At 62.3% G+C, this 25,478-nt stretch carries 25 protein-coding genes; 16 read left to right on the forward strand and 9 right to left on the reverse strand.

Annotated elements, in window-relative coordinates; translation table 11 throughout:
- Positions 1 to 7: 7 nt before the first annotated feature.
- Both guaA and guaB read right to left on the reverse strand, forming a co-directional pair.
- Entirely contained in the window at positions 8 to 1,570 is a 1,563-nt protein-coding gene (guaA, locus tag J0W34_RS11055; protein ID WP_230968843.1) for a glutamine-hydrolyzing GMP synthase, read from the reverse strand.
- A gap of 65 nt (positions 1,571 to 1,635) precedes the next feature.
- Positions 1,636 to 3,096 carry an IMP dehydrogenase gene (gene guaB, locus J0W34_RS11060; protein WP_227814467.1) on the reverse strand — a complete coding sequence of 487 codons (1,461 nt, stop codon included), beginning with the start codon at positions 3,094 to 3,096 and terminating at the stop codon, positions 1,636 to 1,638.
- Between the two features lie 82 nt (positions 3,097 to 3,178).
- Here guaB and J0W34_RS11065 point away from each other — a divergent pair, with 82 nt between their 5' ends.
- Positions 3,179 to 3,655, forward strand: a complete 477-nt coding sequence (locus tag J0W34_RS11065) for a DUF4124 domain-containing protein (protein WP_227814466.1) — start codon at positions 3,179 to 3,181, stop codon at positions 3,653 to 3,655.
- A gap of 11 nt (positions 3,656 to 3,666) precedes the next feature.
- On the opposite strand, the gene J0W34_RS11070 is transcribed toward J0W34_RS11065, so the two are convergent.
- Both J0W34_RS11070 and J0W34_RS11075 read right to left on the reverse strand, forming a co-directional pair.
- Positions 3,667 to 4,011: an RnfH family protein gene (locus J0W34_RS11070; protein ID WP_230968844.1), complete on the reverse strand. Its 345-nt coding sequence runs from the start codon at positions 4,009 to 4,011 to the stop codon at positions 3,667 to 3,669.
- A 3-nt stretch (positions 4,012 to 4,014) separates the two neighbouring features.
- A complete protein-coding gene (locus J0W34_RS11075) occupies positions 4,015 to 4,449 on the reverse strand; it encodes a type II toxin-antitoxin system RatA family toxin (protein WP_227815092.1) in 435 nt (144 codons plus the stop codon).
- Positions 4,450 to 4,526: 77 nt separating this feature from the next.
- On the opposite strand from J0W34_RS11075, the gene smpB reads away from it, so the two are divergent.
- The 6 genes from smpB (at position 4,527) to J0W34_RS11105 (ending at position 12,301) form a co-directional block, all read left to right on the forward strand.
- Positions 4,527 to 4,973: an SsrA-binding protein SmpB gene (gene smpB / locus J0W34_RS11080; protein WP_227814464.1), complete on the forward strand. Its 447-nt coding sequence runs from the start codon at positions 4,527 to 4,529 to the stop codon at positions 4,971 to 4,973.
- 18 nt (positions 4,974 to 4,991) lie between these two features.
- On the forward strand, positions 4,992 to 6,869 hold the full coding sequence (locus J0W34_RS11085) for a sensor histidine kinase (protein WP_230968845.1): 1,878 nt from the start codon (positions 4,992 to 4,994) through the stop codon (positions 6,867 to 6,869).
- The gene (locus tag J0W34_RS11090; protein WP_230968846.1) at positions 6,862 to 8,244 is read left to right on the forward strand and encodes a sigma-54-dependent transcriptional regulator; all 1,383 of its coding nucleotides are present in this window, start codon (positions 6,862 to 6,864) and stop codon (positions 8,242 to 8,244) included. Before J0W34_RS11085 ends, J0W34_RS11090 begins: the two co-directional genes overlap by 8 nt.
- A gap of 222 nt (positions 8,245 to 8,466) precedes the next feature.
- A complete protein-coding gene (locus J0W34_RS11095) occupies positions 8,467 to 9,486 on the forward strand; it encodes a TAXI family TRAP transporter solute-binding subunit (RefSeq protein ID WP_227814461.1) in 1,020 nt (339 codons plus the stop codon).
- 85 nt (positions 9,487 to 9,571) lie between these two features.
- Entirely contained in the window at positions 9,572 to 11,713 is a 2,142-nt protein-coding gene (locus J0W34_RS11100; protein ID WP_230968847.1) for a TRAP transporter permease, read from the forward strand.
- Between the two features lie 171 nt (positions 11,714 to 11,884).
- Positions 11,885 to 12,301 carry a VOC family protein gene (locus tag J0W34_RS11105; protein WP_230968848.1) on the forward strand — a complete coding sequence of 139 codons (417 nt, stop codon included), beginning with the start codon at positions 11,885 to 11,887 and terminating at the stop codon, positions 12,299 to 12,301.
- A gap of 45 nt (positions 12,302 to 12,346) precedes the next feature.
- Here J0W34_RS11105 and J0W34_RS11110 read toward each other — a convergent pair whose 3' ends face one another.
- Both J0W34_RS11110 and J0W34_RS11115 read right to left on the reverse strand, forming a co-directional pair.
- On the reverse strand, positions 12,347 to 13,672 hold the full coding sequence (locus tag J0W34_RS11110) for a dicarboxylate/amino acid:cation symporter (RefSeq protein ID WP_227814458.1): 1,326 nt from the start codon (positions 13,670 to 13,672) through the stop codon (positions 12,347 to 12,349).
- 323 nt (positions 13,673 to 13,995) lie between these two features.
- The gene (locus tag J0W34_RS11115) at positions 13,996 to 14,463 is read right to left on the reverse strand and encodes a hypothetical protein (protein WP_230968849.1); all 468 of its coding nucleotides are present in this window, start codon (positions 14,461 to 14,463) and stop codon (positions 13,996 to 13,998) included.
- Positions 14,464 to 14,902: 439 nt separating this feature from the next.
- On the opposite strand from J0W34_RS11115, the gene imuA reads away from it, so the two are divergent.
- The 9 genes from imuA to J0W34_RS11160 all read left to right on the forward strand — a co-directional run bounded on the left by imuA (position 14,903) and on the right by J0W34_RS11160 (position 23,478).
- On the forward strand, positions 14,903 to 15,628 hold the full coding sequence (gene imuA / locus J0W34_RS11120) for a translesion DNA synthesis-associated protein ImuA (RefSeq protein WP_230968850.1): 726 nt from the start codon (positions 14,903 to 14,905) through the stop codon (positions 15,626 to 15,628).
- 8 nt (positions 15,629 to 15,636) lie between these two features.
- On the forward strand, positions 15,637 to 17,043 hold the full coding sequence (locus tag J0W34_RS11125; RefSeq protein ID WP_230968851.1) for a Y-family DNA polymerase: 1,407 nt from the start codon (positions 15,637 to 15,639) through the stop codon (positions 17,041 to 17,043).
- 100 nt (positions 17,044 to 17,143) lie between these two features.
- Positions 17,144 to 20,296: an error-prone DNA polymerase gene (locus tag J0W34_RS11130; RefSeq protein WP_230968852.1), complete on the forward strand. Its 3,153-nt coding sequence runs from the start codon at positions 17,144 to 17,146 to the stop codon at positions 20,294 to 20,296.
- Positions 20,297 to 20,526: 230 nt separating this feature from the next.
- A complete protein-coding gene (locus J0W34_RS11135) occupies positions 20,527 to 21,270 on the forward strand; it encodes a hypothetical protein (protein WP_227814453.1) in 744 nt (247 codons plus the stop codon).
- Positions 21,271 to 21,272: 2 nt separating this feature from the next.
- A complete protein-coding gene (locus J0W34_RS11140; RefSeq protein ID WP_227814452.1) occupies positions 21,273 to 21,800 on the forward strand; it encodes a GTP-binding protein in 528 nt (175 codons plus the stop codon).
- Between the two features lie 10 nt (positions 21,801 to 21,810).
- Positions 21,811 to 22,200: a roadblock/LC7 domain-containing protein gene (locus J0W34_RS11145; RefSeq protein ID WP_227814451.1), complete on the forward strand. Its 390-nt coding sequence runs from the start codon at positions 21,811 to 21,813 to the stop codon at positions 22,198 to 22,200.
- 7 nt (positions 22,201 to 22,207) lie between these two features.
- Complete coding sequence (locus J0W34_RS11150; RefSeq protein WP_230968853.1) at positions 22,208 to 22,585, forward strand: roadblock/LC7 domain-containing protein; 378 nt, start codon at positions 22,208 to 22,210, stop codon at positions 22,583 to 22,585.
- Between the two features lie 44 nt (positions 22,586 to 22,629).
- Positions 22,630 to 22,989: a hypothetical protein gene (locus tag J0W34_RS11155; protein ID WP_227814449.1), complete on the forward strand. Its 360-nt coding sequence runs from the start codon at positions 22,630 to 22,632 to the stop codon at positions 22,987 to 22,989.
- Between the two features lie 180 nt (positions 22,990 to 23,169).
- Positions 23,170 to 23,478, forward strand: coding sequence for a hypothetical protein (locus J0W34_RS11160; protein ID WP_227814448.1), 309 nt, complete (start codon positions 23,170 to 23,172; stop codon positions 23,476 to 23,478).
- Positions 23,479 to 23,511: 33 nt separating this feature from the next.
- On the opposite strand, the gene J0W34_RS11165 is transcribed toward J0W34_RS11160, so the two are convergent.
- The 3 genes from J0W34_RS11165 to J0W34_RS11175 form a co-directional block, all read right to left on the reverse strand.
- Complete coding sequence (locus tag J0W34_RS11165) at positions 23,512 to 23,820, reverse strand: hypothetical protein (protein WP_227814447.1); 309 nt, start codon at positions 23,818 to 23,820, stop codon at positions 23,512 to 23,514.
- Positions 23,821 to 23,981: 161 nt separating this feature from the next.
- Entirely contained in the window at positions 23,982 to 24,764 is a 783-nt protein-coding gene (locus J0W34_RS11170) for an immunoglobulin-like domain-containing protein (RefSeq protein WP_227814446.1), read from the reverse strand.
- Positions 24,761 to 25,369 (reverse strand): hypothetical protein, encoded by a 609-nt coding sequence (locus J0W34_RS11175; RefSeq protein ID WP_230968854.1) that lies wholly within the window; start codon positions 25,367 to 25,369, stop codon positions 24,761 to 24,763. The genes J0W34_RS11170 and J0W34_RS11175 overlap by 4 nt, the downstream gene beginning before the upstream one ends.
- Positions 25,370 to 25,478: the final 109 nt, after the last annotated feature.

Here is a 25,478-nt window from a genome sequence, read left to right on the forward strand (position 1 = left end):
CGAAGGATCATTCCCACTCGATGGTTGCAGGTGGCTTGCCGGAGATGTCATAGACCACGCGGTTGATACCGCGCACTTCGTTGATGATCCGGTTGCTCACCTTGCCCAGCAGCGCATGCGGCAGCTCCGCCCAGTGCGCGGTCATGAAATCCTGGGTTTCCACGGCCCGCAAGGCCACCACATACTCATACGTGCGGCCATCACCCATGACACCCACGCTCTTCACGGGCAGGAACACGGCAAACGCCTGAGACGTTTTGTCGTACCAGCCCGAAGCGCGCAACTCGTCGATGAAGATGGCGTCTGCACGGCGCAGCAGCTCGGCGAACTCGTGCTTCACTTCGCCCAGAATTCGCACGCCCAGACCCGGCCCCGGGAAGGGGTGACGATAGACCATGTCGTGCGGCAGGCCGAGTGCAATCCCGAGCTCGCGCACCTCGTCCTTGAACAATTCACGCAGCGGTTCCAGGAGCTTGAGATTGAGCGTCTCGGGCAAGCCCCCAACGTTGTGGTGGCTCTTGATGGTGTGGGCTTTCTTGTTCTTTCCACCGGCCGATTCGATCACATCAGGGTAGATCGTGCCTTGGGCCAGCCACTTGGCCTTCGGGAGCCTGGCGGCTTCAGCCTGGAAGACTTCGACGAACTCGCGCCCGATGATCTTGCGCTTCTGTTCCGGATCGCTGACGCCTGCCAGATGGCCCATGAACTGCGCCGTCGCGTCGACATGAATGACCTTCACGCCCAGGCTGCGTCCGAAGGTCGCCATCACCTGCTCGGCTTCATTCAGACGAAGCAAGCCGTTGTCGACAAACACGCAGGTCAGCTGATCGCCAATGGCCCGATGGATGAGCGCAGCAGCAACGGAAGAATCCACACCGCCGGACAGACCGAGAATGACCTCTTCATCGCCCACTTGCTCGCGAATGGCTGCGACGGCCTCCTCGACGTAATCCGGCATGTTCCAGTCGTGTCCGCATCCGCAGATGTCGTGAACGAAACGACCGATGATCTCCTTGCCCTTGATGGTGTGGGTCACCTCGGGATGGAACTGCACGCCATAGAAGCCGCGCTCTTCGTCCGCCATGGCGGCAATCGGGCACGACGGATTACTACCGATCACCTTGAATCCAGGCGGCAACTCGGTCACCTTGTCACCATGGCTCATCCAGACGTCGAGCAGACCGTGGCCGTCGTCGTTGGTACGGTCCTCTATGCCATTGAAGAGTTTCGAATGACCCCGCGCGCGCACTTCGGCGTAACCGAACTCGCGGCTGTCCGAGCCCTCGACCGTGCCGCCAAGCTGGTCGGCCATCGTCTGCATGCCGTAGCAGATGCCGAGCACCGGCTTGCCAAGCTGAAACACGACTTCCGGGGCCGACATGATTTCGGAGTAAACCGAGTTCGGGCCGCCCGACAGAATGATGCCGTCCGGCGCGTAATCACGAATGAACTCTTCGGTCACGTCGCAGGGATGGATCTCGCAGAACACCTGATGCTCGCGCACACGGCGCGCGATGAGCTGGGTGACCTGGGAACCGAAGTCGAGGATGAGAATTTTCTGGTGCGCCATAAATCTACTCGGCCTGAAAAAGGAAAAAAGGCGGCCAGAGCCGCCTTGGATACTGAGCGCCCCGCTCAATCAACGTGATAGTTGGGGGCTTCCTTGGTGATTTGAACGTCGTGCACGTGGGATTCGCGAACGCCCGCGGAAGTGATCTCGACGAACTGCGACTGCGTGCGCATGTCGTCGATCGAGGCGGCACCCACATAGCCCATGGAGGCACGCAGGCCGCCGACAAGCTGAGTGATCACCGCCGTCACCGGCCCCTTGTAGGGAACGCGACCTTCGATACCTTCGGGCACCAGCTTGTCCTGATTGGACGCCGGATCCTGGAAGTAACGATCTGCCGACCCCTGCTGCATGGCGCCCAGCGATCCCATGCCACGATAGGACTTGTAGGAACGCCCCTGGAACAGCACCGTTTCACCCGGCGCCTCTTCGGTACCGGCAAACAGTCCGCCGCACATGACGGCATTGGCGCCCGCCGCAATGGCTTTGGCGATATCGCCCGAGAAGCGCAGACCACCGTCTGCGATCATCGGCACGCCCGTCCCCTTCAGGGCTTCGCTGACGTTGTTGACCGCCGTCACCTGCGGCACACCGACACCGGCAATGATTCGGGTGGTACAGATGGAGCCGGGGCCGATGCCGACCTTCACGCCATCCGCGCCCGCATCGACCAGCGCACGAGCCGCATCCGCAGTGGCAATGTTGCCGCCGATGACCTCCACCTTCGGAAAGTGCTTCTTCACCCAGGCAACGCGCTCAAGCACGCCCTTGGAATGACCGTGCGCGGTATCGACCACGATGACGTCGACGCCCGCAGCAACCAGCAGTTCGACCCGCTCTTCGGTACCGGCACCAACACCCACGGCAGCACCAACGCGCAAGCTGCCGTGTTCGTCCTTGGCGGCGTTCGGATGCTCCGTGGCCTTGAGCATATCCTTGACGGTGATGAGGCCGCGCAACTCGCCTGCGTCATTGACCACCAGCACGCGCTCCAGACGGTGCTTGTGCATCAAGGCCTGGGCCGTATCCAGGCTTTCGCCTTCCGGGACGGTGATCAGACGCTCTTTGGGCGTCATGATGGCCGAAACGGGTTGATCGAGATTGGTTTCGAAGCGCAGGTCGCGGTTGGTCACGATGCCGACCACCTGTTCGCCTTCGACAACCGGAAGACCTGAAAACTTGTTCTGACGCGTCAGGGCCATGACTTCGCGCACGGAGATTTCCGGCGAGATGGTCATCGGGTCCTTGAGGACACCGGATTCGAAGCGCTTGACCTTGGCCACTTCGGCCGCCTGTTGCTTCGCGGTGAGGTTCTTGTGAACGATGCCGATGCCGCCTTCCTGTGCCAACGCAATGGCCAGGCGCGATTCCGTGACCGTATCCATTGCAGCGGATACGAGCGGAATGTTCAGGCTGATGTTGCGGGTCAGTTGCGTCCGGAGGCTGACGTCCTTGGGCAGGACGTCCGAACGCGCGGGGACAAGAAGGACATCGTCGAACGTCAGCGCCTTCTGAATCACACGCATGACTTTAATCCTTTCGACCAAATCCGTATTATACAGGCGGAAACGGAGCCCGCAAAACTCCGTATAGCGAGGATCTTCCCAGATGCAAGCACGATATGCCTCACTCATGATCGCCCTGCTCTTGCCCGCGTTCGCCTTCGCGGCACAGGTGTATGAGTGGAAAGATGCCAGCGGCAAAATGCACTACTCCGACCGCCCGCCACCGGGGGTCGATGCCAAGCCGACCGGCATGACAACAGGCAAGCGCTCAGCGCCGTCTTCAGCCCCTTCCGCACCGCTGTCAGTGGCGCCCAAGTCGAGCCAGCCGCCGGAGACGCCCGAGCAGGCTCAGGAACGCGAAGCCCAGGAGGAACAGTCACGCCAGCGGGCAGAAGTTGAACAGGAGCGAGCCAAGACCTGCGAGAGCGCCACGCGCCAACTCAAGATGCTGGAAAGCGGCCAGCGAGCCCAGACCATCGGCCCCAACGGAGAACCTGTCGTGCTCGACGACAGCGGTCGCCAGCAAGCGATTCAGCGTGCGCGCGAAGTCGTCATGAAAACCTGCCAGGTGCCCAACTAGGCACCTTCAAATCATTCCGAAGCGGCGCCCTCATCGGTGTCCGCTTCGCCGCCCCCCTTCTTCATCACCTTGCCTTCCTTGGCCCGTTTGCGGCGAACCTCTTTCGGATCCGCGATCAGGGGACGATAGATTTCAATCCGGTCGCGATCACGCACTTCCGTGGTCAGCGGCGCCAGTTTGGCGTAGATCCCGACTTTGTTGCCGGTCTTTTCCAGGCTGATTTCCGGATATTTCTCCATCAGACCCGACGCCTCGACGGCATCCTTGATGGTCGCGCCCTTGGGTAGGTTGACCGACGCAATCTCCTGGCGGTCTTTCAGCGCATAAACGACTTCAACACCGATCGTCTCTGCCATGGTTCAGCTCCGGTAAATGTCTTCGGCGCGCTTCACGAAGGCGTCCACGAAGGTATTGGCGATGTGACTGAAAACCGGCCCGAGCGCCTTGTCGAGCAAGCGGTTGGAGAACTTGTAGTTCAGTTCGAATTCGATCTTGCAGGCCGAATCACCCAGGGCAATGAATTTCCAGCCACCGTCAAGATGGGAAAAAGGCCCTTCCTTCAAGCGAATGTGCATTTCGCTCGGCCACACCTTGGTATTCACTGTCGCAAATTCGGTCTTGATGCCGTGGTAGTTCACACGAAGTGAGGCGGCGGTCATGCTTTCGGTGCGCTCGTGCAGTTCGGTACCACCACACCAGGGCAGGAACTTGGGGTAATCCTCAACCTTGTCCACGAGCTCGAACATCTGCTCGGGAGTGAATTCGATCAATACGACTTTCTTGACAGCGGCCATGGGTGATTGCATTTGAGCGGAACTGCTAGAATGCCCGATTCTACCGCATGCCACCGCGCCACGCTGACTCCGACACCATGAGCATTATCGATAATCGCAAAGCCTTCCACGACTACTTCATCGAAGAGAAAGTCGAGGCCGGGCTCGTGCTCGAAGGTTGGGAGGTCAAGGCCATCCGCGCCGGCCGCGTGAACATCAAGGAATCCCACATCCTGATGCGCAATGGCGAGATCTTCATCATCGGCATGCATCTGACACCGCTGCAATCGGCATCCACCCATGTCTTGCCTGATCCGACACGCACACGCAAGCTGTTGATGCACGCACAGCAGATCGACCGGCTCATCGGGCAGGTTGAACGTGCGGGCTATACCCTCATTCCGCTCGATCTGCATTACAGCAAGGGACGGGTCAAGGTCACGGTGGGTCTGGCCAAGGGCAAGAAGCAGCACGACAAGCGTGAAGTGGCCAAAAAACGTGATTGGGAGCGCGACAAGGCGCGACTGATGCGTCAGAAGGTCTGACCGGTTCCGCCCGTGCGCGTGGCAGCGAGTCGACAATCGACCCACTCTGCTCACGACCTGGTATCCGCACGCCCCCTTTCGACGGACGACATCGCGACGGCCCAGGCCCGACGGCTCCGGGCCAGCTGGCTCAAGAATCATGCGCGTACCGTTTACGTGCTCGTGGGTCTGCTCTGTGCCATTGTGGCCATCTGGCAGTCATGGCGAATCAGTGAATCCAATGCGCTCGCCGAAGTACGACGGGTTGGCGCTGAACGTCTGACCCTCTATGCGAGTACGGTCGACGGCGCACTGGATCGTTATCGCTATCTGCCCTTTGTGCTTGCGCTCAACCCGGCGGTCAAGCAGCTCGTCGCCGAGGGCGGGGCGCGTGGCCGTGTGAATGTGTATCTCGAAACGGTCAATGCCCAGGCCGGCGCGGCTGCCCTGTTCGTGATGAGCGCCAACGGTGAAACGCTTGCCTCCAGCAACTGGTCAGAACCGCTTTCCTTCGTCGGCCAAAATTACGCGTTCCGCCCCTATTTCCGCCGCGCCATGGCCGGCGAATCGGGTGAGTTCTTCGCCATCGGGGTCACCACGGGCCAACCCGGCTATTTCATGTCGGCCCCCATTCACGGCCCACAAGGCATTGTCGGCGTCGCGGTGGTCAAGGTGGATCTGGACCGTCTCCAGCTCGACTGGGCCGAAGGGGGCGAAAACGTCATCGTCCGCGACGAAAACGGTGTGATCTTCCTCTCCAGCCTGCCGGCATGGAAGTACCACAGTCTCGGTGTCCTAGACGAGGCCGCCATGGCGCAGATCCGTGCCCGACGCCAATACAACAACATGCCGATCCCGGCGCTGCCCTTCAAGCGCCCGCGACTGGGCGTCCCCGATCTGGTGAACATCGACGGACAGAACTTTGTCGAACATGCCACCGCCCTCAAACAGGCGGGATGGACCATGCATTACCTGACGCCGATGGCCCCCATCCGGGACCAGGTCGTCGGCGTCGTTGCCATGGTGACGGTGTCATCGTTTCTGCTCATTGTCTTTCTGCTTTATCTGCGCGAGCGTCGCGAGCGGCGGCGTGCCCGCGACGCTGCCGACGAGGCAAAGGCATTGAGAGTGCTCAGCCGCCAGTTGCAGCTCGAGATCGATGAGCGAAAGCGAACCGAGGAAGAGCTTCGCTCGACGCAGAACGATCTGATTCAGGCCGGAAAACTCGCGGCGCTCGGGCAGATGTCGGCCGCCATCGCCCATGAACTCAACCAGCCCATCACCGCGATCCGCACCTTCGTGGCCAGCGGCCGACGCCTGCTGTCACTCGATCGCAAGGACGATCTTGACCGGAATCTGGCTTCCGTCAGTGGCCTGACCGAGCGCATGGCGGTCATCACCGGCCAACTCAAGACGTTCGCACGCAAGAGCGAGGGGCGAAATCGACCGGTCAGGCTGGACGAACCGGTCACCGCCGCGTTCGCGCTGCTTGACGGTCAGATCAAGGCGGCCGGGGTTCATGTTGTGCGGCACACCGCCGATGCCGCGCTCGTCGTGATGGGCGATCCGGTGCGCATCGAACAGGTGCTGATCAATCTGGTGAGCAACAGCCTCGACGCCATGCGCGAGGTCGAAGCGCCAGTGCTGACGATCGACATCCGTGCAGAGGGAGACGAAGCAGTCCTCACCCTGAGCGATTGCGGCCACGGCATTTCGCCCGAGGTTCAGCATCAGCTGTTCGATCCATTCTTCACCACCAAAGAGGTTGGCGAAGGCGTCGGGCTTGGCTTGTCGATTTCCTACGGTATCGTGGCCGATATGGGTGGAACGATTCGCGCGCACAACAATCCGGATGGTGCAGGCGCCTGCTTTACCGTGCGCCTGCCCGTGGTCACCGAGGAGCCTTCCCATGAATGAAACCGCCGGTCAGGTGATTCTGGTCGACGATGAGCCCGCCATGCGCGCCGCGACCGCGCAGTGGCTGGAACTCGATGGCTATCAGGTCACCAGCTTCGACAGCGCAGAGCAGGCGCTCCGATCCCTTGAGCACACGTTCGACGGCGTCATCATCAGCGACGTGAAGATGCCGCGCATGGACGGAATCAGTTTTCAACAACACGTCGCCGCGCTCGACGCTGCGATCCCCGTGGTACTCGTCACCGGCCATGGCGACGTGACCATGGCGGTCGAAGCGATGCGCAACGGCGCCTACGATTTCATCGAAAAGCCGTTTGCCCCCGAGCGTCTGCTCGACATCGTCCGCCGTGCCTGCGACAAGCGCCACCTCGTACTTGAAAACCGGGCCTTGCGTCAGCAACTGGCGGCGGGAACCGGGCTTGAGCGCAGCCTCATCGGCAATGCGCCGGCCATCCGGCGCCTGCGCCAGGAAATCACCGATATCGCCGATACGCCGGCCAGCGTTCTCATCGAAGGTGCCACGGGGACCGGCAAAGAGGTCGTCGCGCGAGCACTGCACGACCTGAGCCGTCGTCGCAACGCGAATTTTGTGGCGGTCAATTGCGCGGCCATTCCGGAAAACGTTTTCGAGAGCGAACTGTTCGGCCACGAAGCCGGCGCATTTACCGGCGCTCAGAAACGACGTATCGGCAAGCTTGAACACGCCAGCGGCGGCACCCTGTTTCTCGACGAAGTGGCCAGCATGCCCATGCAGATGCAGGTCAAGGTGCTTCGAGCCTTGCAGGAACGCGAAATCGTGCGCCTGGGTGCCAACGACCCGGTGGCGGTCGATATCCGCATCGTGGCCGCCAGCAATGAAAATCTCATCGACGCAGTGCAGGACGGCCGTTTTCGCCCCGACCTCTACTATCGCCTCAACGTGGTCTCGCTGCGCCTGCCTCGCCTGTGCGAACGCGATGGCGATCTGCCGCTGCTGTTCGACTATTTCGCCCAGGAAGCAGGCCGAATCTACGAGCGCCCTGTCCCGGCGTTGTCCCCGGCGTGCATTGCGGCGCTCGGCGCGCATACCTGGCCCGGCAACGTCCGTGAATTGAAGAATATTGCCGAACGCTATGTGCTCTCTTCACTGCCACCCCACGAGCGGCTACCACACATGCTTGGACTGCTGCCCGGATCGTCCGGCATGTTCGATGCCACGTCAGGGCGCTCACTGGCAGAACTCACCCATGATTTCGAACGCCGCATTCTCGAAGCCAGCCTGCGAAAGCATCAGGGCAACATTCAGGACGTGATGGACGAACTCGGACTGCCACGACGAACCCTGAACCAGAAGATGGCCAACCATGGTCTCGAACGGCGTCAATTCGTCTCTTGAAACGCCCCGTCGGCAAGATATTGCCGATATTTGAGGTGCCTTGAGCAAGGCTGTGCCGACGTCGATTTGCCATGTGCGACCGCAACAGCCACAGCTTCCACTGTGCAGGGCAAATACGACATTTCCTGCTGCATCGCGCAAGTGGCACCGTGCTTGCAAATGATCCTCCAGGCCCGCCCGAGTGGCCGCACACAACATGCCATCGTGCACATGGAGGATTCAATGAAACGCACTCGTCTGAGTTATCTCGCCCTGGCTGCGGCCATGTCGGTCGCAGGTATGGCTGGCACTGCACAGGCACAGGAAAGCCGTGACTATCTGCTGGCCACCGCCAGCACGGGTGGCACGTACTACCCGGTAGGTGTCGCCCTGGCCACGCTGACCAAGGTCAAGCTCACGCCCACGGACAAGATCGGCATGTCGGCGATCAATTCGGCCGGCTCGGCGGAGAACGTCAAGCTGCTGCGCGACAACGAAGCTCAGTTTGCCATCCTCCAGGGGCTCTACGGCTACTACGCCTGGAAGGGTAAAGGCCCGATCGAGGCCGACGGCCCGCAAAAAGGCCTGCGTTCAGTCACCATGCTGTGGCAGAACGTCGAGCAGTTCACCGTCATGTCCGAATACGCCAAGACCGGCACCATTGCCGACATGGCGGGCATGAAGGGCAAGGGCTTCTCGATGGGCAAGAAAAACTCGGGCACCATCGGCTCGAACGAGACGCTCATGTCGAACATGGGTATCGATATCAACACCGACTATGATCTGGTCTATGTCGGTTACGGCCCGAGCGCCGACGCCATGCAGAACGGTCAGATTGCCGGCATGAGCACGCCGGCAGGCGTCCCCACCGGAGCGGTGACCCGCGCCTTCGCCTCCATGGAGGGCAAGGTCACCATGCTCAGTTTCACCGACGAGCAGATGAAGCAGGCCGACGGGGGGCTTGAACTGTGGACCCGCTACACCATCCCGGCGGGCACCTATCCGGGTCAGGACAAGGACGTCCAGACCATCGCTCAGCCCAACTTCCTCGCGGTGCGTGCCGATCTGGATGAAGACGCGGTCTACAAGATCACCAAGACCATCTACGAGAACCTCCCCTTCCTGAACGCCATCCACAAGGCCACTGCGGCCATGTCGCTGCAAAAGGCACTCGACGGACTGCCCATGCCGCTTCACCCGGGTGCCGCCCGGTACTACAAGGAAGCCGGACTCAACATTCCCGATCGTCTGATCGCGAAGTAAGACACCCGGTTTCGTCGGTGCGCATCCGGACTCCCCGGATGCGCACCCAAAGCGTGACTACGCCCCACACCCACAGGATATGCCCATGCAGCCGGCAGGAAGCCCCACACCCATCGCCCCCGAGAAGGACGAACACGACGCCCCCGTGCGCAGCGAGCATGGGCTGATCGGGAAGATCCTCTTCGTCCTTGGCATCGGCATCGCGCTGATGCACATCTATTTCAACATCCTGACGGTGATGCCCAGTCTGTGGCAGAACGCATTGCATTTCGCCGGCTTCGGCCTGATGTGCGCCCTGCTCTTTCCCTCACTGCGCCAGACCGGCGGTGCACGCGACACGGTGGTCCTTGCTGTCGACGTGGCCTTCGGCTTGCTGGTCGCCTTTGCCGCGGTCTTTCTCATTGCCCAGGAAGACGCCATCTACGCCCGCGGTGTTCATCTGACACCCATCGAATGGGCGGCGGGCATCGTTCTGATTCTGGGTGCCATCGAATTCACACGCCGGACCACGGGCTGGATCATTCCCGTGCTCATCGTGCTTGCGCTCACCTATGTGGGTTGGTGGGGGGAGCACGTCAGCGGCGTGTTCCGCTTCGCCGGCCTGTCGGCCGAGACCATTCTGTTCCGCAGTATTTTTGGTGACGATGGCCTGTTCGGCAACATCGCACTCATCTCGTCCACCTTCGTGTTCATGTTCATTCTGTTCGGCGCCTTCCTGCTCCGATCGGGGGCCGGCGATTTCGTCATCGACCTGGCGCGCTCGGTGGCGGGCAAAACCACCGGAGGGCCCGGGCTGGTGGCCGTGTTTGCCTCGGCACTCACCGGTACCATCTCCGGCTCGGCGGTCGCCAACACCGCCTCGACCGGCGTGATTACCATCCCGCTCATGAAACGCGCCGGGTTCCCGCCCAAGTTCGCCGCCGCCATCGAAGCGGCGGCATCGACCGGTGGCCAGCTCATGCCGCCCATCATGGGCGCAGGCGCTTTCGTGATGGCCAGCTACACCCAGATTCCCTACACCACCATCATCGGGGTGAGCGTCATCCCCGCCATACTCTATTTCGCGTCGGTGGCCTTCTTCGTCCGCCTGGAGGCCAAGCGCAGCGGGGTCAAACAGATGGAAGATGGCGCGCCGAGCGCGCTCGAGGTCATCAAGCGCGGCGGTCTGCCCTTCCTGCTCCCGGTGGCTGTGCTCATCGGCTTGCTGGTCGTCGGTTTCACCCCGACTTACGCCGCCGGAATCAGCATCCTGGCGGTGGTGGTTTCCTCTTGGCTGACGCCCAACAAGATGGGCCCCAAGGCGATCCTGGAAGCGCTCGCGCTGGGCGCACGGAACATGGTCATGACCGGGGTGCTGCTGTGCGCCATCGGACTGGTGGTGAACGTCATCGCCACGGCCGGCGTCGGGAACACCTTTTCGCTGATGATCACCGAATGGGCCGGCTCGAGCCTGATCATCGCCATCGTGCTGATTGCCCTGGCATCGCTGGTGCTGGGCATGGGGTTGCCGGTCACCGCGTCGTACATCGTCCTGGGCACCTTGTCTGCGCCGGCGCTCTATAACCTCATCGCCGACGCGCAGGTCGTCGACGCCATCGCCCGCGGCGCGCTCAGTGACGAGGCCAAGGCCGTGCTGATGCTCGTTGCGCCCGATCAGATCGCCGCGCTTGGCAGTGCCATGAGCATGGAGGCGGCCAATGCCATCTTTGCAATGGTGCCGATCGACCTGGCAGACGCACTGCGCACGTCGGTACTCGATCCGGCCACCCTCACCTTCGCGCTGCTCTCGGCACACATGATCATCTTCTGGCTCAGTCAGGACAGCAACGTCACGCCGCCGGTGTGCCTCACCGCCTTCACCGCCGCCGCCATCGCCAAGACGCCGCCCATGGCGACCGGCCTTGAATCCTGGAAAGTCGCCAAAGGGCTTTATGTGGTGCCCTTGCTCTTCGCCTATACACCTTTGCTCGGTGGGGACTGGATCGAGATTACCGAGCTCGGTTTCTTCGCGCTGATCGGTCTTTACGCCTTCTCTGCCGGATTGCAGGGCTATCTCGAGCACCGCTTGAGTCCGCTCATGCGACTGGTGCTCATTGCCAACGCCATTCTCTTGCTTTGGCCACTGCCGATGTGGGTACACGGCCTGGGTGCCAGCCTTTTCGTCACCCTGTTCGTGTTCAGCCGGCGGCTCGGCAAGCGTGAAGCGGCCGGTGTGGCAGCTGCCTGATTGCGCCATGCCCACTCAGTCAGACCACCCGGCAGCCGCGACGCCCGCAAACCCGGTCAGGGCACGCCTGACCGGCATTGAGCCCGGAGTCAGAGGCAAACGCATTGCGACGGCGCGATCTTCCTGCATGCACCATACTGACCACAAAGACCATGGCATGGAAGTCAAAACGTGACGCTGACCCCTTTCCATCTGGCCTTTCCGGTGGACGACCTGATGGCCGCGCGACAGTTCTACGGCGGCATACTCGGCTGCCCGGAAGGGCGCAGCGCCGAGCAGTGGATCGACTTCAACCTGTTCGGCCATCAGATTGTCGCGCACCTGTCGGACGCAGCCGGGCAAAGAAGCACCAACCCGGTTGACGGTGACGACGTGCCCGTGCCGCACTTTGGCGTGGTCCTCTCACTGGCGGATTTCAACGCCATGGCTGCGCGCCTCAAGGCGGCGGGCGTCAAATTCATCATTGAACCGCACACCCGCTTCGCTGGCCAGCCGGGCGAGCAATCCACCATGTTCTTTCTCGATCCAACGGGCAACGCACTTGAGTTCAAGGCCTTTGCCAGCCTGGATCAACTCTTCAAGAAATAACGGCAGCGGGCCGAAGCGCGCTGCCTTTGATTTGATGGAGGAAACTCAGGCGTGCGGATGGGGCTTGGCCGCTTCGGCAAGCGCCTCTTCGGCGGCCGGATCGATCTCCAGTTCATCTTCCGTGGTGCCGGCATCCGGGTTGTCGTAGACCGCGGTATCGAGCTGCCCTTCACCCTTGGCGACAATCGTGGTCACCACCGCATCACCGGTGATGTTCACCACCGTCCGGATCATGTCCATCAGACGATCAACGCCCAGAATCAGCGCAATCCCCTCCACCGGCAAGCCCACCTGGCCCAGCACCATGGTGAGCATCACCAGCCCCACACCCGGAACCCCGGCCGTACCGATCGAGGCCAGCACAGCCATGCCGATCACGGTCAGATAGCCCCCCAAGCCCAGATCGACGCCGTACACATTGGCCAGGAACACGGTCGCCACGCCCTGCATGATGGCCGTGCCGTCCATGTTGATGGTCGCACCGAACGGAATGCTGAATGACGCCACCGAATTGTTGACCCCGACCCGTTCGGTCACACATCGATAGGTCACCGGAATGGTGGCGTTCGAGCTGGCCGTCGAAAAGGCAAAGATCTGCGCCGGGCGGATCTTCTTCATGAAGGTGAGGGGGTTGAGCCCGCTGAAGGCCTTGAGCAGCAGCATCAGGGTCACGAACAGATGCAGGAACAAGGCACTCACGAGGGTCAGCACGTAGGCCAGCACCGGCACGAACAACTCGATGCCCTGCTCGGTAAAGGTCTTGGCGATCAGGCAGAACACGCCGTACGGCGCGGCCGCCATCACGATGCCCACCACCTTCATCATGAGCTCGTTCATGTATTCACAGGCTTCTGCAAACTTTTTGGACGACTCACCGAGCATCAGGGCGGCAATCCCGACCACGATCACGTAGAAAATGATCTGCAGCATTTCGCCGCTGGCCATGGCGGCGATCGGATTGGTGGGCACGATGGCGGCAAACACGCTCCACACGCTGGGCGCCTCCTTGCCACTCACGCTGCCAACGTCCACCCCTTCCATGTTGAAGCCCGAGCCCGGCGCAATCAGCACCGCGATCCCAATGGCCACCGCAATGGCGATCGCGGTTGTCATCAGATACAAAGCGAAGGCCTTGCCCCCGACCCGCCCAAGAATGCGGATGTCACCGATGCCCAGCACGCCGCAGATGAGCGAAAACACCACCAGCGGCACCACGAGCATCTTGAGCGCATTGACGAACATCTTGCCCACCATGCCGAACAGGCCGGCCACGATGTGCGTATTGATGAACGCAGAGTCGATTTGATTGAAGATCAGGCCCACCACGATCCCGGCACCCATGCCGATCATGATCTTGGTGGTCAGAGACATCTTTCCGGATTCACTCGCCGCCATGAATTTCCCCTTTTTCTGACCGATCCGACACGCCACCTGCCATGGCATGCCGACAAGAGAATCAATGACTTGGCCCTGTCCAGCCCGGAAGAACGACCCCCGTCGCCCGCAACGACCCGACCCTGCCATTGCCTACGCTACCTTGAAAGGTGACAGCCCCGTGACAACAGGGTTCCGCAATGCAGCACGTTTTCAGCATAGACGGAATCAGGCGCGGTGCTTCGCGGTCGAATCAAGCGGTGAATACCTGGATTTCACCAAGAGGCATGATCACCCCCTGCTCGAACCTGCAGAGGCTTCTAAAGCCACCGATCAGGCTGTGCACGGGAACGGCTCGCTCGATAAACCAGCGCGCTCAGCCCGCCTCCGGCAAGCGACAGCAAAAACCACGCTTCATCGCGACTGCCTGTGAGCAGAAACCACAGCATGCCGACCCCAAGGCCGAGCAAAGTGCCCACTGCGGTTGCAAAACCGAGCCCCTTTTTCCAGAGCCATGTCAGCCCAAGCCCGGCAACAAACATGAGGATCGAAGTAAACAGAAACGCGACAGGCAACCTCACCAGCGTCTGAAGGTGCCAACGAGTGTCAGGCGCCGTAAGGGTGACGTCGGGCATGAGATCAAGCAAGACCGGGGGTGTCAGCCACAGCGGTGCGGAAAGCCAGACAGCCTGCCCCTTCGCGTCATCCATTGTCGCGACGTGAGTCATCGCGGCAATACAGTGCGCGTAATACAGCACAACAAGAAGCAGCCCAAGTCGATTGCGCATGGCGCCCTCCGAAAAACCCGGTCGCGTTTTCACACAGACCGATGACCCGAAAGAACACTGTCACGCCGGGCAGAGCAGCATCTGCAGTGGCTTTTTCATGGACAGGCATCCGGATTGGGTTGATCAGGCCATCTGAGGTCGCAGCACGGATGGCCGGCTGACGGGCATGATTGCATTGACTTCAGGACCTTGTCATTTTTGTCGTACCGGCACTGACCACTCGCACTCACAAGACCGGCTTCCTGCGCCTTGCGGACACTGTCCGAGCATCAGCCCCGAACACCCCTGGAAATAATCACCACGTGCGTCGGCGCATCCATGTGCGTCCACCTGAACACCATGGAGCCGACCAAGATCATTCAACCCTTCACCGTGCACGTCGCCCATCAAAAGTGACTTGACTCTGCCTGAAAGCTGTAAATAATTACAGCAATGATTCATGCTTTTTCAGGCCCCCATGTCCACCGTTCAACCCCTGTCGCTCGATGCCCTGTTGACCCGTGCCGATCTGTGGCGCGGGCAGGATGCGGTACGGTCTCAAGGGCCGAGGGTGGCCAGCGGATTTGCACCGCTCGATGCCGCCTTGCCTGACAAAGGCTGGCCTTGCGGTTGTGTGAGCGAGATTCTCAGTTCGGGGCGCGGCCTTGGTGAAGTGAGTCTGGTGTTGCCGGCCTTGCGGGCGCTGGCGCCCGAAGCGGGGTGGATCGTGCTGGTGGCGCCCCCCGGGCGGGTGCATGCCCCGGCGTGGCTGGCGCGCGGGGTTGCCCTGTCGCGTCTGCTGGTGGTGCAAGCCAGCGGACAGGATGCCGCCTGGGCTTGCGAGCAGTTGCTGGGCAGCGGTGCCTTGGCCGCCTTGCTGGCCTGGTTGCCGGGCAGCCACCCGCGCCAGCTGCGGCGCCTGCAGGTGGCTGCCGGCAAGACCGAGAGTCTGTGCATGGTGTTTCGCCCCACCTCGGCCGCCCGCCACCCCTCCCCCGCCCCTTTGCGCATTGCCCTCAGTGGCAGCCCCCGAGGGTTGATGGTGGACATTCTCAAGCGTCGCGGGCCACCGCTGTCGGCTCCGCTCAATCTGGCCATCGAGCGCCCCCTGCCCTGGCAACGGCTGGCCCGGCGCCATGTCACGCCGACACCGGTGCAGACGCAACCGGTTCGCGTGGACGCGTGAGCTCACCCATGGAACCACTCTGGCTTGCCATCCACTTTCATCGCCTGCCGGTCGAGGTGCTGGCCCTGCCAGCCCCGGCTGCGGTCATTGCTCGTCAACGCATCGTGGTGGCCGACACCCTGGCCGCCCAGGGCGGTATCAAGGCCGACATGCGCCTGGCGGATGCGCTGGCCCTGGTGCCCGGTCTTCGCCCCCACGAACGTCAGCCCGAGCTCGAGGCCGACGCCCTGTCGGCCCTGGCTTGCTGGGCCGGCAACTTCACCCCCATGGTGAGTCTGGAGGGCACCGACACCTTGCTGCTGGAGATTGGTGGTTGCCTGCAGTATTTCGGCGGGACAGACATCATTCTGGGACTGGTACGCCAGGGCGCGATCGACCAGGGGCTGAGCGTGCGCCTGGGGCTGGCCCCCACACCGCGGGCAGCCCACTGGCTGAGCCGGGTCGACCACACCGATGGCTGCTGGGAGAGCCGCCTGGCCGAATTGCCGGTCGAGGCCTTGCCTTTGTCACAGGGCGCCCATGAGCGCCTGCACGCCCTGGGGCTGCACACCCTTGGCAAGCTCTATCCCCTGCCCTCGGCCACCCTGGGTCATCGCTTTGGCGCCGAATTGCCCGTGCTGCTCGGTCAGGCCCGCGGACAGCTGCCCGACCCGCGCAAGCCTTTCGACTTTCCCGAGCAATTCGCCCAACGGCTCGAATTGCCGGCCAAGGTGGAACATGCCGAACGCCTGCTCTTTGCCGCCCGCCGTCTGCTGCTGGCCCTGGCCGGCTGGCTGGAAGCACGGCAGGCCGGCATCAGCGAGTGCACGCTGATACTGGCGCATGAAGACCTGCCGCCCACCCGGTTGGTGCTCGGCTTTGCCACCCCAACCCGCAACGCCGAGCGCCTGCTGCGGGTCACCCGTGAGCAACTCGAGCGGCACCAGTTGGCCGCCCCTGCCATCGAGCTGTTTCTCGAGGCCAATGCCCCTCAGGCCCTGGCGGGCACCAATGGTCGCCTGTTTGGCCAACAGGACGACGGTGCCATTGCCCCGGTGGTGGAGCGCCTGCGCGCCCGGCTGGGAGACGATGCCGTCCATGGCATCCGCCCGCTGGCCGACCATCGCCCCGAGTGCGCCACGGCCCCCGTGCGCTGGCCCATCGAGCCCGACACCGGCGTGCCACAACGCGCCCGCCCCCTGTGGCTTGAAGAACCGCCCCGCCCCTTGCGCGAACGCGCCGGTCGTCCCACCCACTCGGGCGAGCCCCTAAGCCTGCTGAGCCGGGGTGAACGACTGGAAAGCGGCTGGTGGGACCAGGGCGAAGCCGCTGGCGACATGCGCCGCGACTACTTCGTGGCCAGCACCCCCGAAGGCGCCTGGCTATGGGTCTTCCGCGACCCGCAGGGCTGGTGGCTGCATGGGTATTTTGATTGAGGCCATGCCCACAGAAATCATCACCATGGAAAACATCAAACAGCGATGTCGATGGCGCCCGCCCGCCTGCGGGGCCGCCCCCACGGGGGGCCGCGAGTAAATGCGAGCCTGGGGGCAGTCACCTCCCCGCTACGCCGAACTGCACTGCCTCTCCAACTACAGCTTTCTGCGCGGTGCGTCTCACCCGGAGGAGCTGGTCGCGCAGGCGGTGAAGCTCGGTTATGCCGGGCTGGCAATCACCGATGAGTGCTCGCTGGCCGGTGCGGTGCGCGCCCATGAGGGGCTCAAGGAAGTCGCCAGCCATCTGGGTACAACTCCCGAGGCGCTCGACTTCACGCTCATCTACGGAGCCGAGTTCACCCTGAACTGCGGGCTCAAACTGGTGCTGCTGGCCTGTGATCGGGCCGGCTACGGCAATCTGTCGGCGCTCATCACGCTGGGGCGGCGGCGGGCACCCAAGGGGGAATACGTGCTGAGCCGTGGCGATCTGGAGCGCCTGGCGCCAGCGCCGGTCATGCCGGGCTGTCTGGCCCTGTGGGTGCCCCATGACGAAGCGACCGGGGCCGACGCCCGCTGGTTTGCCGAGCGTTTTGCCGGACGAGGCTGGGTGGCGGTGGAGCTGCTGGGCGGGCCGGATGATGGTGGCCAGCTCAGTCGCCTGACATCATTGGCTGGGTCGGTGAACCTGCCCTTGATGGCGGCCGGTGATGTACACATGCATGTACGCGGTCGCCGCCCCCTGCAGGACACCCTCACGGCCCTGCGCCATCGCTGCTCGGTCTTCGAGGCCGGGCACCGCCTCTTCCCCAACGGCGAGCGTCATCTGCGCCAGCCGCTGCGGCTGGCACGTCTGTATCCGTCCGCCCTGATTGCCGAGACCGGCCGCCTGATCGAACGCTGCCACTTTTCGCTCGACGAGTTGCGCTACGAGTACCCACAGGAGGTGGTCCCCCAGGGCGAGACACCCACCAGCTATCTGCGCCGGGAGACTGAAGCCGGGCTGCAGCGCCGCTATCCTGACGGCGTGCCCGGGACGGTGCGCGAAACGGCTGAAAAGGAACTGGCGCTGATTGCCGAACTCCAGTACGAACCCTTTTTCCTCACGGTCTATGACATCGTCTGTTTCGCGCGACGTGAAGGCATCCTCTGCCAGGGGCGCGGCTCGGCGGCCAACTCGGTGGTGTGCTTCGCGCTGGGCATCACCGAGGTGGACCCACAGCGCGCCGCCCTGCTCTTCGAGCGATTCATCTCGCGCGAGCGCAACGAGGCTCCGGACATCGATGTGGATTTCGAGCACGAACGGCGCGAGATCGTCATCCAGTACATCTACGGCAAATACGGCCGCGACCGGGCCGCGCTGGCAGCGACGGTGATCCGCTATCGCACGCGCGGCGCGGTGCGCGACGTGGGCCGGGCGCTGGGCTTCAGCCTGGAGCAGGTGGCCGCCCTGACCCGCTCCATGGCCTGGTGGGACAAGCGCGACCAGTTGCCCCAGCGGCTGCGCGAAGTGGGGCTGGACCCGGACAGCCCGCGGGTGAGCAAGTGGCTGGCGCTCACCGAGCAGATCATCGGCTTTCCACGCCATCTGTCGCAGCATGTGGGCGGTTTCATCATCTCCGAAGGGCCCATCGCCCGGCTGGTGCCGGTGGAAAACGCCGCCATGCCCGATCGCTCGGTCATCCAGTGGGACAAGGAAGACCTGGAATCCCTCGGCCTGCTCAAGGTGGACGTACTGGCGCTGGGCATGCTCTCGGTCATTCGTCGGGCACTGGTCATGGCCGGGGAAAGACGTGGGCATCCACTGGGCCTCAAGGACATCCCCGATGGCGACAGCGACACCTTCGACGCCCTGTGCGCGGCGGACTCCATCGGCGTGTTTCAGGTCGAATCGCGTGCGCAGATGGCCATGCTCCCCCGCCTCAAGCCCCGCCAGTTCTACGACCTGGTGGTGCAGGTGGCCATCGTGCGCCCGGGGCCGATCCAGGGCGACATGGTTCATCCGTATCTGACCCGCCGCAACGACCGCGCCGCCGCCGAGCGCGAACTGGCCCGCCTGCCGCCACCGGTGCGCACGGTCCTGGCGCGCACACTGGGCGTGTCGATTTTTCAGGAACAGGTGATGAAGCTGGCCGAAGTGGCGGCCGGCTTCACCCCCGGCGAGGCCGATGAACTGCGCCGCGCCATGGCCTCGTGGCGGCGCAAGGGCCACATGCAGGTGTTCAAGGACCGTCTGCGCGCCGGCATGGCCGAGCGTGGTTACGATGCCCACTTTGCCGAGGCCTTGTGCCGACAGATCGAAGGCTTTGGTGAATACGGTTTTCCCGAATCCCATGCCGCCAGTTTCGCCCTGCTTGCCTACGCCTCGGCCTGGCTCAAGTGCCACGAGCCCGAGGCCTTTCTGGCCGCACTGCTCAACAGCCAACCCATGGGCTTCTACCGGCCAGCCCAGCTGATTCAGGACGCACGGCGTCACGGCGTCCGGGTGCTGCCGGTGGATGTCATCCACAGCGGCTGGGAGAGCCATCTGCACTTTGACGGGCGCGAACGCCCGGCCGTGCGACTGGGCCTGCGGGAAATCCATGGTCTGGCGCAGGCTGCAGGCGAGCGCATCGAAACCGCCCGCCAACACGCGCCTTTTGCCAGTCTGAGCGATCTGGCCACGCGCGCCGATCTCAGCCGGTCGGAACTGGACCGCCTGGCCAGCGCCGATGCGCTCAAGTCGCTCAGCGGACACCGGCGCGAAGCCCTGTGGGCCACCAGCGGGCTGCATCGTCAGGGTGACCTGTTCGATATCGCGCCGCCACAGGAAACCGCTGTGCGCCTGCCGGCGCAATCCGAAAGCGAATCGCTGGTCAGTGACTACGCCACCCAGGGCTTCACCCTGGGCCGGCACCCACTCGCCCTGCTACGAGGACAACTGACTGAGCGCCGCTTTCTCAAGGCCAGTGACCTGCTGGTCACCAATCACGATGCGCTGGTGCGGGTGGCCGGCATCATCACCTGCCGCCAACGTCCGGGCACGGCCAGCGGTGTGGTGTTCGTGACCCTGGAAGACGAAACCGGCATGAGCAACGTGATCGTCTATGCCGGACTGGCCGAAAAGCAACGGCGCGAGCTGCTGGGAGCCCACTTCCTGGGGGTTTATGGTCAGCTCCAGCGCGAAGGTTCGGTGGTTCATGTGCTGGCCAAACGGCTGGTGGACCTGAGTGAATGGCTCAGTGAAATCAGCACCAGAAGTCGTGACTTTCATTAAAGTGGTAATTTCACTCAAGCTTGTTCGAGTCTTGCCGTAATCACCTCGATGGGCCAATATTTTTAATTTCTAATCGTTTGATTTGTAACAACTAATCGCCGTCTCGCAATCAAATGTAAAACGCGACATTTTTTACGAAACAAACGACCGTATGAAGTTAGGATTCGAATCGAACGCACGTCCCAAGCAGACGCGCACACGATGGCAGTCATGACTCCAGGCCCGACCCCATGAACCAGGCAAGTCCAAACCAAGCGACCGCAACCACGAGTGCATCACGCCCACTCCGGCTGGGGGCCTATGGACTCAGTGACGCTATTGTTCGTCATCTTGGTGTTCTGCTGCGTTTTCTCGAGCATCAGAACACCCACCCGTGGCAACTTGTCGATCAGCCACCGATGGATCTTGTCGTCACCACGCCAGAAGCGCGCCCTGACTTACCTGCTGCACTGAGCGAAAACGCCATTTCGATCGTCGAATACGGTCGCGAGGCTGACCACGCACGCTCGGCCTATGAACTGCCGCGCCACTTCCGCTCCAGCCACCTTGAAGATGTCTTGAGGGTAGTCGAAGCCGCTGTGGGCGAACGTCAGGTCAGCCCCGCGCAGGCACCGGTTGCGAAAAAGCCCCCGGCAATCGAAACGAGACCGAAAGTCGAGGTGGCTCCCATCGCCTCGTCCAGCCTCTTCAGACTGCTTCGGTGGCCCCCGGCGGCCATCGTGCGGCGCGATCCGGTCAGAACCCGGCTGGCATCCATGCTCACTCGCGCCCCGATCAGTGTCGAACAGATGGCGACTCGCAGCGGCCAGCCGGCACAGGTGTGCCTGGATTTCATCCACGCCCTGCAGTCCGTCGGACTCATCGAAACCACCCAGCAAGGACAGCTCGAACAACAGCCTGTCCCACGACAGCGAAAATCACTCGCCGCGGGCTTGATCAGCAGCCTGCGCCGACATCTCGGACTGGCTCGATAACAATGGCAGAGTACAAGATCCTCATTACCGGCACCGTGGGTGCCGGCAAGACAACCGCAATTTCCGCCGTCGCTGACGGCCCGGTGGTGGATACCGATGTCAGGAATTCGGACCCGAGCGTCAGCAAGGCAACCACGACAGTGGGGCTGGATTTCGGCGAGATGACGCTCGATAACGGTGATCGGATCCGCCTGTTCGGCACACCGGGTCAGGCTCGATTCGACTTTCTGTGGCGCTCACTGTCCGAGAACGCGATCGGCATCATCATTCTGAGCGACAACTCCCGGCCCGATCCACTGGCCGATGTCGCCGCCTATCTGGATGCGTTCGCCGACCAACTCAAGAGCGTGCCGTGCACCATCGGTGTCGGCCGGATGGACACCCATCCCCACCCGTCGCTGGACGACTACGTCGAACTGGCCACCGCGCGTGGCGCCATTCTGCCCACACTCGACGTCGATGTTCGCAAACGCGACGACGTCGCCCTGCTGATCGATACCTTGCTGGCCCAGGTCAGCACCGAAGCCTGAGTTCAACTTCATGAGCCCCTCCCCCATATCCAACGATGTTCGCCAACAGGTCTTGCGCGTCATCGACGAGACCTTTGCGACAACCAAAGGTATTCGCGCCGTCGTGGCCGCTACCGCCGATGGTTTCGACGTGGCATGCATCGCCCCGGGTGGCGCCAATGCAACCCGGGTTGCAGCCACCGCCAGTTCGATTGCAGCCATCGGCCAGGCGGTCGGGCGCGAGACCGGGCTCGGCGCAAACCGCTCGGTCACCCTCGACTGTGCCGACGGCTATGTCGTCGTGGCATCGACCCAACATGCCGGATTCGATCTGGTGATCAGCGTGGTCACCACCCGGGACGCCCTTCTGGGCCAGATCAACTATCTCATCACGCAGATGAGTCAGAAATTGCTGGGCTGATCTTCGCATGGACAAGAAACTCAACCGCATTCTCACCGACATCGATGCAATGAACGGCGTCGAAGGCTCGGCGATCGTCGATTTTCGCAGTGGCATGGTGATCTATACCTCGCCCGGTTTCGACGACGAGGCCACACCCCTGGCCGAAGCCACAAGCGACTACTGGCGCCTTTACGAGCGTCAGTCGGGGGCGTTCAACGCACTCGGCCCTTTGAAGATCTCGATCATGATCCACGAGAAGAAACGCCTGACCATGCTGCCCTGTGGCGAGGGGCTGATGTGTCTGGTGCAGACAGCCAAGGTCGACGATATCGACTGGCTCGAACTGCAACGCAAGGTCCTGTGCTTGCATAACACCTTTCTTAATGGCCCCAGCGGTGGCTGACCGGCCGATTCTGAATCACTGACTGAATATCCAAGGAAACCGACATGGCAAACATCCAGAATTCCCTTGAAACCATTCTTGCTCTCGACGGCGCCATGTGTGCCGCGCTGGTCGATTCGAACAGCGGCATGATCCTCGGCGAGGCCGGCTCCGGCATTGATATCGAGGTGGCAGCTGCCGGCAATACCGAAGTGGTGCGTTCCAAGATGAAGACGATGGCGGCCCTGGGCCTGAACGATCGCATCGAGGACATCCTGATCACCCTGGGCAAGCAATACCACATCATTCGCCCCTGCCAGAACCATGACGGCATCTTCATCTATGTGGTGCTGGACAAGCAGCGTTCCAACCTCGCCATGGCACGCCGTAAAACCCAGGACGTGGATGGTTCGCTCGAAGTCTGAGCCTGACACCACGCTGGTTCGATCCGAGTCAAAGCAGTATCTGACGGCCCTGAGGGGCCGTTTTCATTACGGGGTTTGTCGCCAAATAAAATAGTTATTGATGTTTTTGACGAATTTCACAGCAACCAGGGCAGATCCGGGTTAACTTTCAGTCACACCCGGAAGACAGCAGGCCCCCCGATGAGACTCAACAGCAACCTGATCGAAGCCAGTGTGTTCGACAAGACCATCGATCACTATCGCCTGACCGCGTGGCCATCCGACGCGTTTCTGATCGGCTCGCCCATTCGCGCGCTGCTCACAGGACTACTTGAACGTGAGCCACTGACCGTTGGCCGACTGGCCACCCTGAGCGGTGAAACCGTCAACAGCTGCCGCGACTTCCTGCTGGATCTCGAACACGAAGGCGTGGTCGACATCCTGAGAGAAGAAGCCACGCTCAGTGACTTTCCGCCACTGATCAACCCGGTCAAGCTCAATTCACACTAGAAAAAAGGCGCCGAAGAATCGGCGCCTTTTTCATCAATGCTCATCGGGACGTCGCTGACGCCCATCACCCGGCATGTCTTCGACTTCGCCCTCGCGAAGGATCTCGCCTTCGATGACGAGCCCCTCTGCACCAGGCTCGGCCGAGGCTCCCTGCCCCTGCCGTTGACGCTCCATCTGCTCGCGCATCTGTTTGCGCAAGTCCCGCGTTTTCCACCAGACCCAGCCCCAGACGGCGAGACCGACGGTTGCTACCACGGCAAACAGCACCACCGAAAACATCAGCGCCAGCACGAAAATCCCCGCGCCGGCCACACCGGCGAGCAATTTCTGCCAGGTGCTCATGGGCCTCACACGGCGACGGGAAAATTGTTGAAAGTAACGAACCTGCTCGGGGTCTATCGGCATTGCCCTTCCTGAAAGACGAAAACCATGCGCTTAACGCTATCACCCTTTCAAGATGGGTGCGTTCGGGCCGAATTCAAGACGAAGGCGCATCACCTCGTTCAGGGAATGACTCGAAGCTCGACATGGCGCCCCTCGGCATCACGCCCGCTACCCTGCGTCTGATGCGGCTTGTCGAGCATTACGCGGCTGACGTCTACTCCCTTCGCCACCAGATGGTCACGCACAGATTCGGCCCGGGCCCGAGCCAGTTGCTGGTTCGAGTCTGGATCGCCGGTAGCATCGTTAAAACCCGCAACGACCACCGTTGCACCCTCGTCGGTGAACAGCCGCTCGAGAATCGGTGAGAGCGTACCGCCAACATCGGCAGGCACTTCGGTACGACCCGGCGCAAAATAGACACGAACCGTCGACAGTCCCGGAGCGCTCGCCACACCTTCCGGCAAACCCTCCGCGTCAACGATCACCAGACGCGTCAGCGTCGAGGTGTTTCCAGCCTGATCCGTCGCGCTGTACGTCAGGGTGTAACGCCCGGGCGTTGCGCTATCGACCTTGCCGGAACTTCCTACCGGGATCTCTCCGTCCGCGTCATCCACGGCACTCACGCCTGCTTCGTCGTAAGCCTCACCCTGCTTGAGAAAGACCGGGTTATCGCCATGCAGCGACAAACTCGGCGCCTGCAGATCGTCCGTGGCACCCGGGATCGGCAACGGTGCCAGAGCCGGGCCACAATCCGTCAACGGGCAGTTGCGTCCGCCCGGCCCGAAGCCGAGCACGGCCAAAAACACCAGCATCAGGACCAGAACGATGGTGACCACCATCCAGATCCGTCGGAACCATCCCCAGTTGGGGGCCAGCACCCGATCCTGCTCGACCGTGTTCATGACTGCTCCTCCTCGCCACCGTCCAGCACGTCTTGCCACGCTTTTAGGGCCACCCAGTGATTGTGTGCCGCCAGCGCGGCCTGAGCCGGCCAGGTTGACAGTCGCGCATGTGCGACGGGGTCTCCGGCCACCTTGAGCATGTCCAGCAACTGGGTTGCATCCACCCGCGCCAGATCACTGAAGCGACGCACACCGGCAGCATGAAGCACCTCGCAGATCTTCGCGTCGATGCCTGTGATGACCGTCAGATCGTCCGCATCGGCATACGTATCGAGCGAAAAGCCCGCCGCGGCGGCCTGTGTCGTGTCAAGCAGCGGCCCTGCGCGCAGCGCCGAGAGTTCAGCCTCCAGTGCGGCGGCGTAGGCGCGTGATTCACTCAAGGCCGTGGCCACATCGGCATCTGTGCCGGAGACCGCCCCTAACGGAAAGTCGCTCTCCGTCAGGGCCGAGCTGTCGACCTCGACGATTTTCTCAACCACTTTCTCGACGACCCGCTCTCGCGGCGGCGGCTGGTATTTGAGCTTGTGAGCCATCCGGCCGCAGACCAGCCACGCCACAAGCCCACCTGCCAGATATGGCCAGAGGGAGCAAAGAAACCAGAACATCAAGTAGTCCTCCCTGAAGGTAAATTTTCACCTCCGGGCAGGACCGAAACCCGATGAGTGATTCTGTTGCGGCAACCAGCATGCGTCCCGGAGCGTGAATCGGCTCGAT

The sequence above is a fragment of the Nitrogeniibacter aestuarii genome, assembly GCF_017309585.1.
In the GTDB taxonomy this organism is placed as follows: Bacteria; Pseudomonadota; Gammaproteobacteria; order Burkholderiales; family Rhodocyclaceae; genus Nitrogeniibacter; species Nitrogeniibacter aestuarii.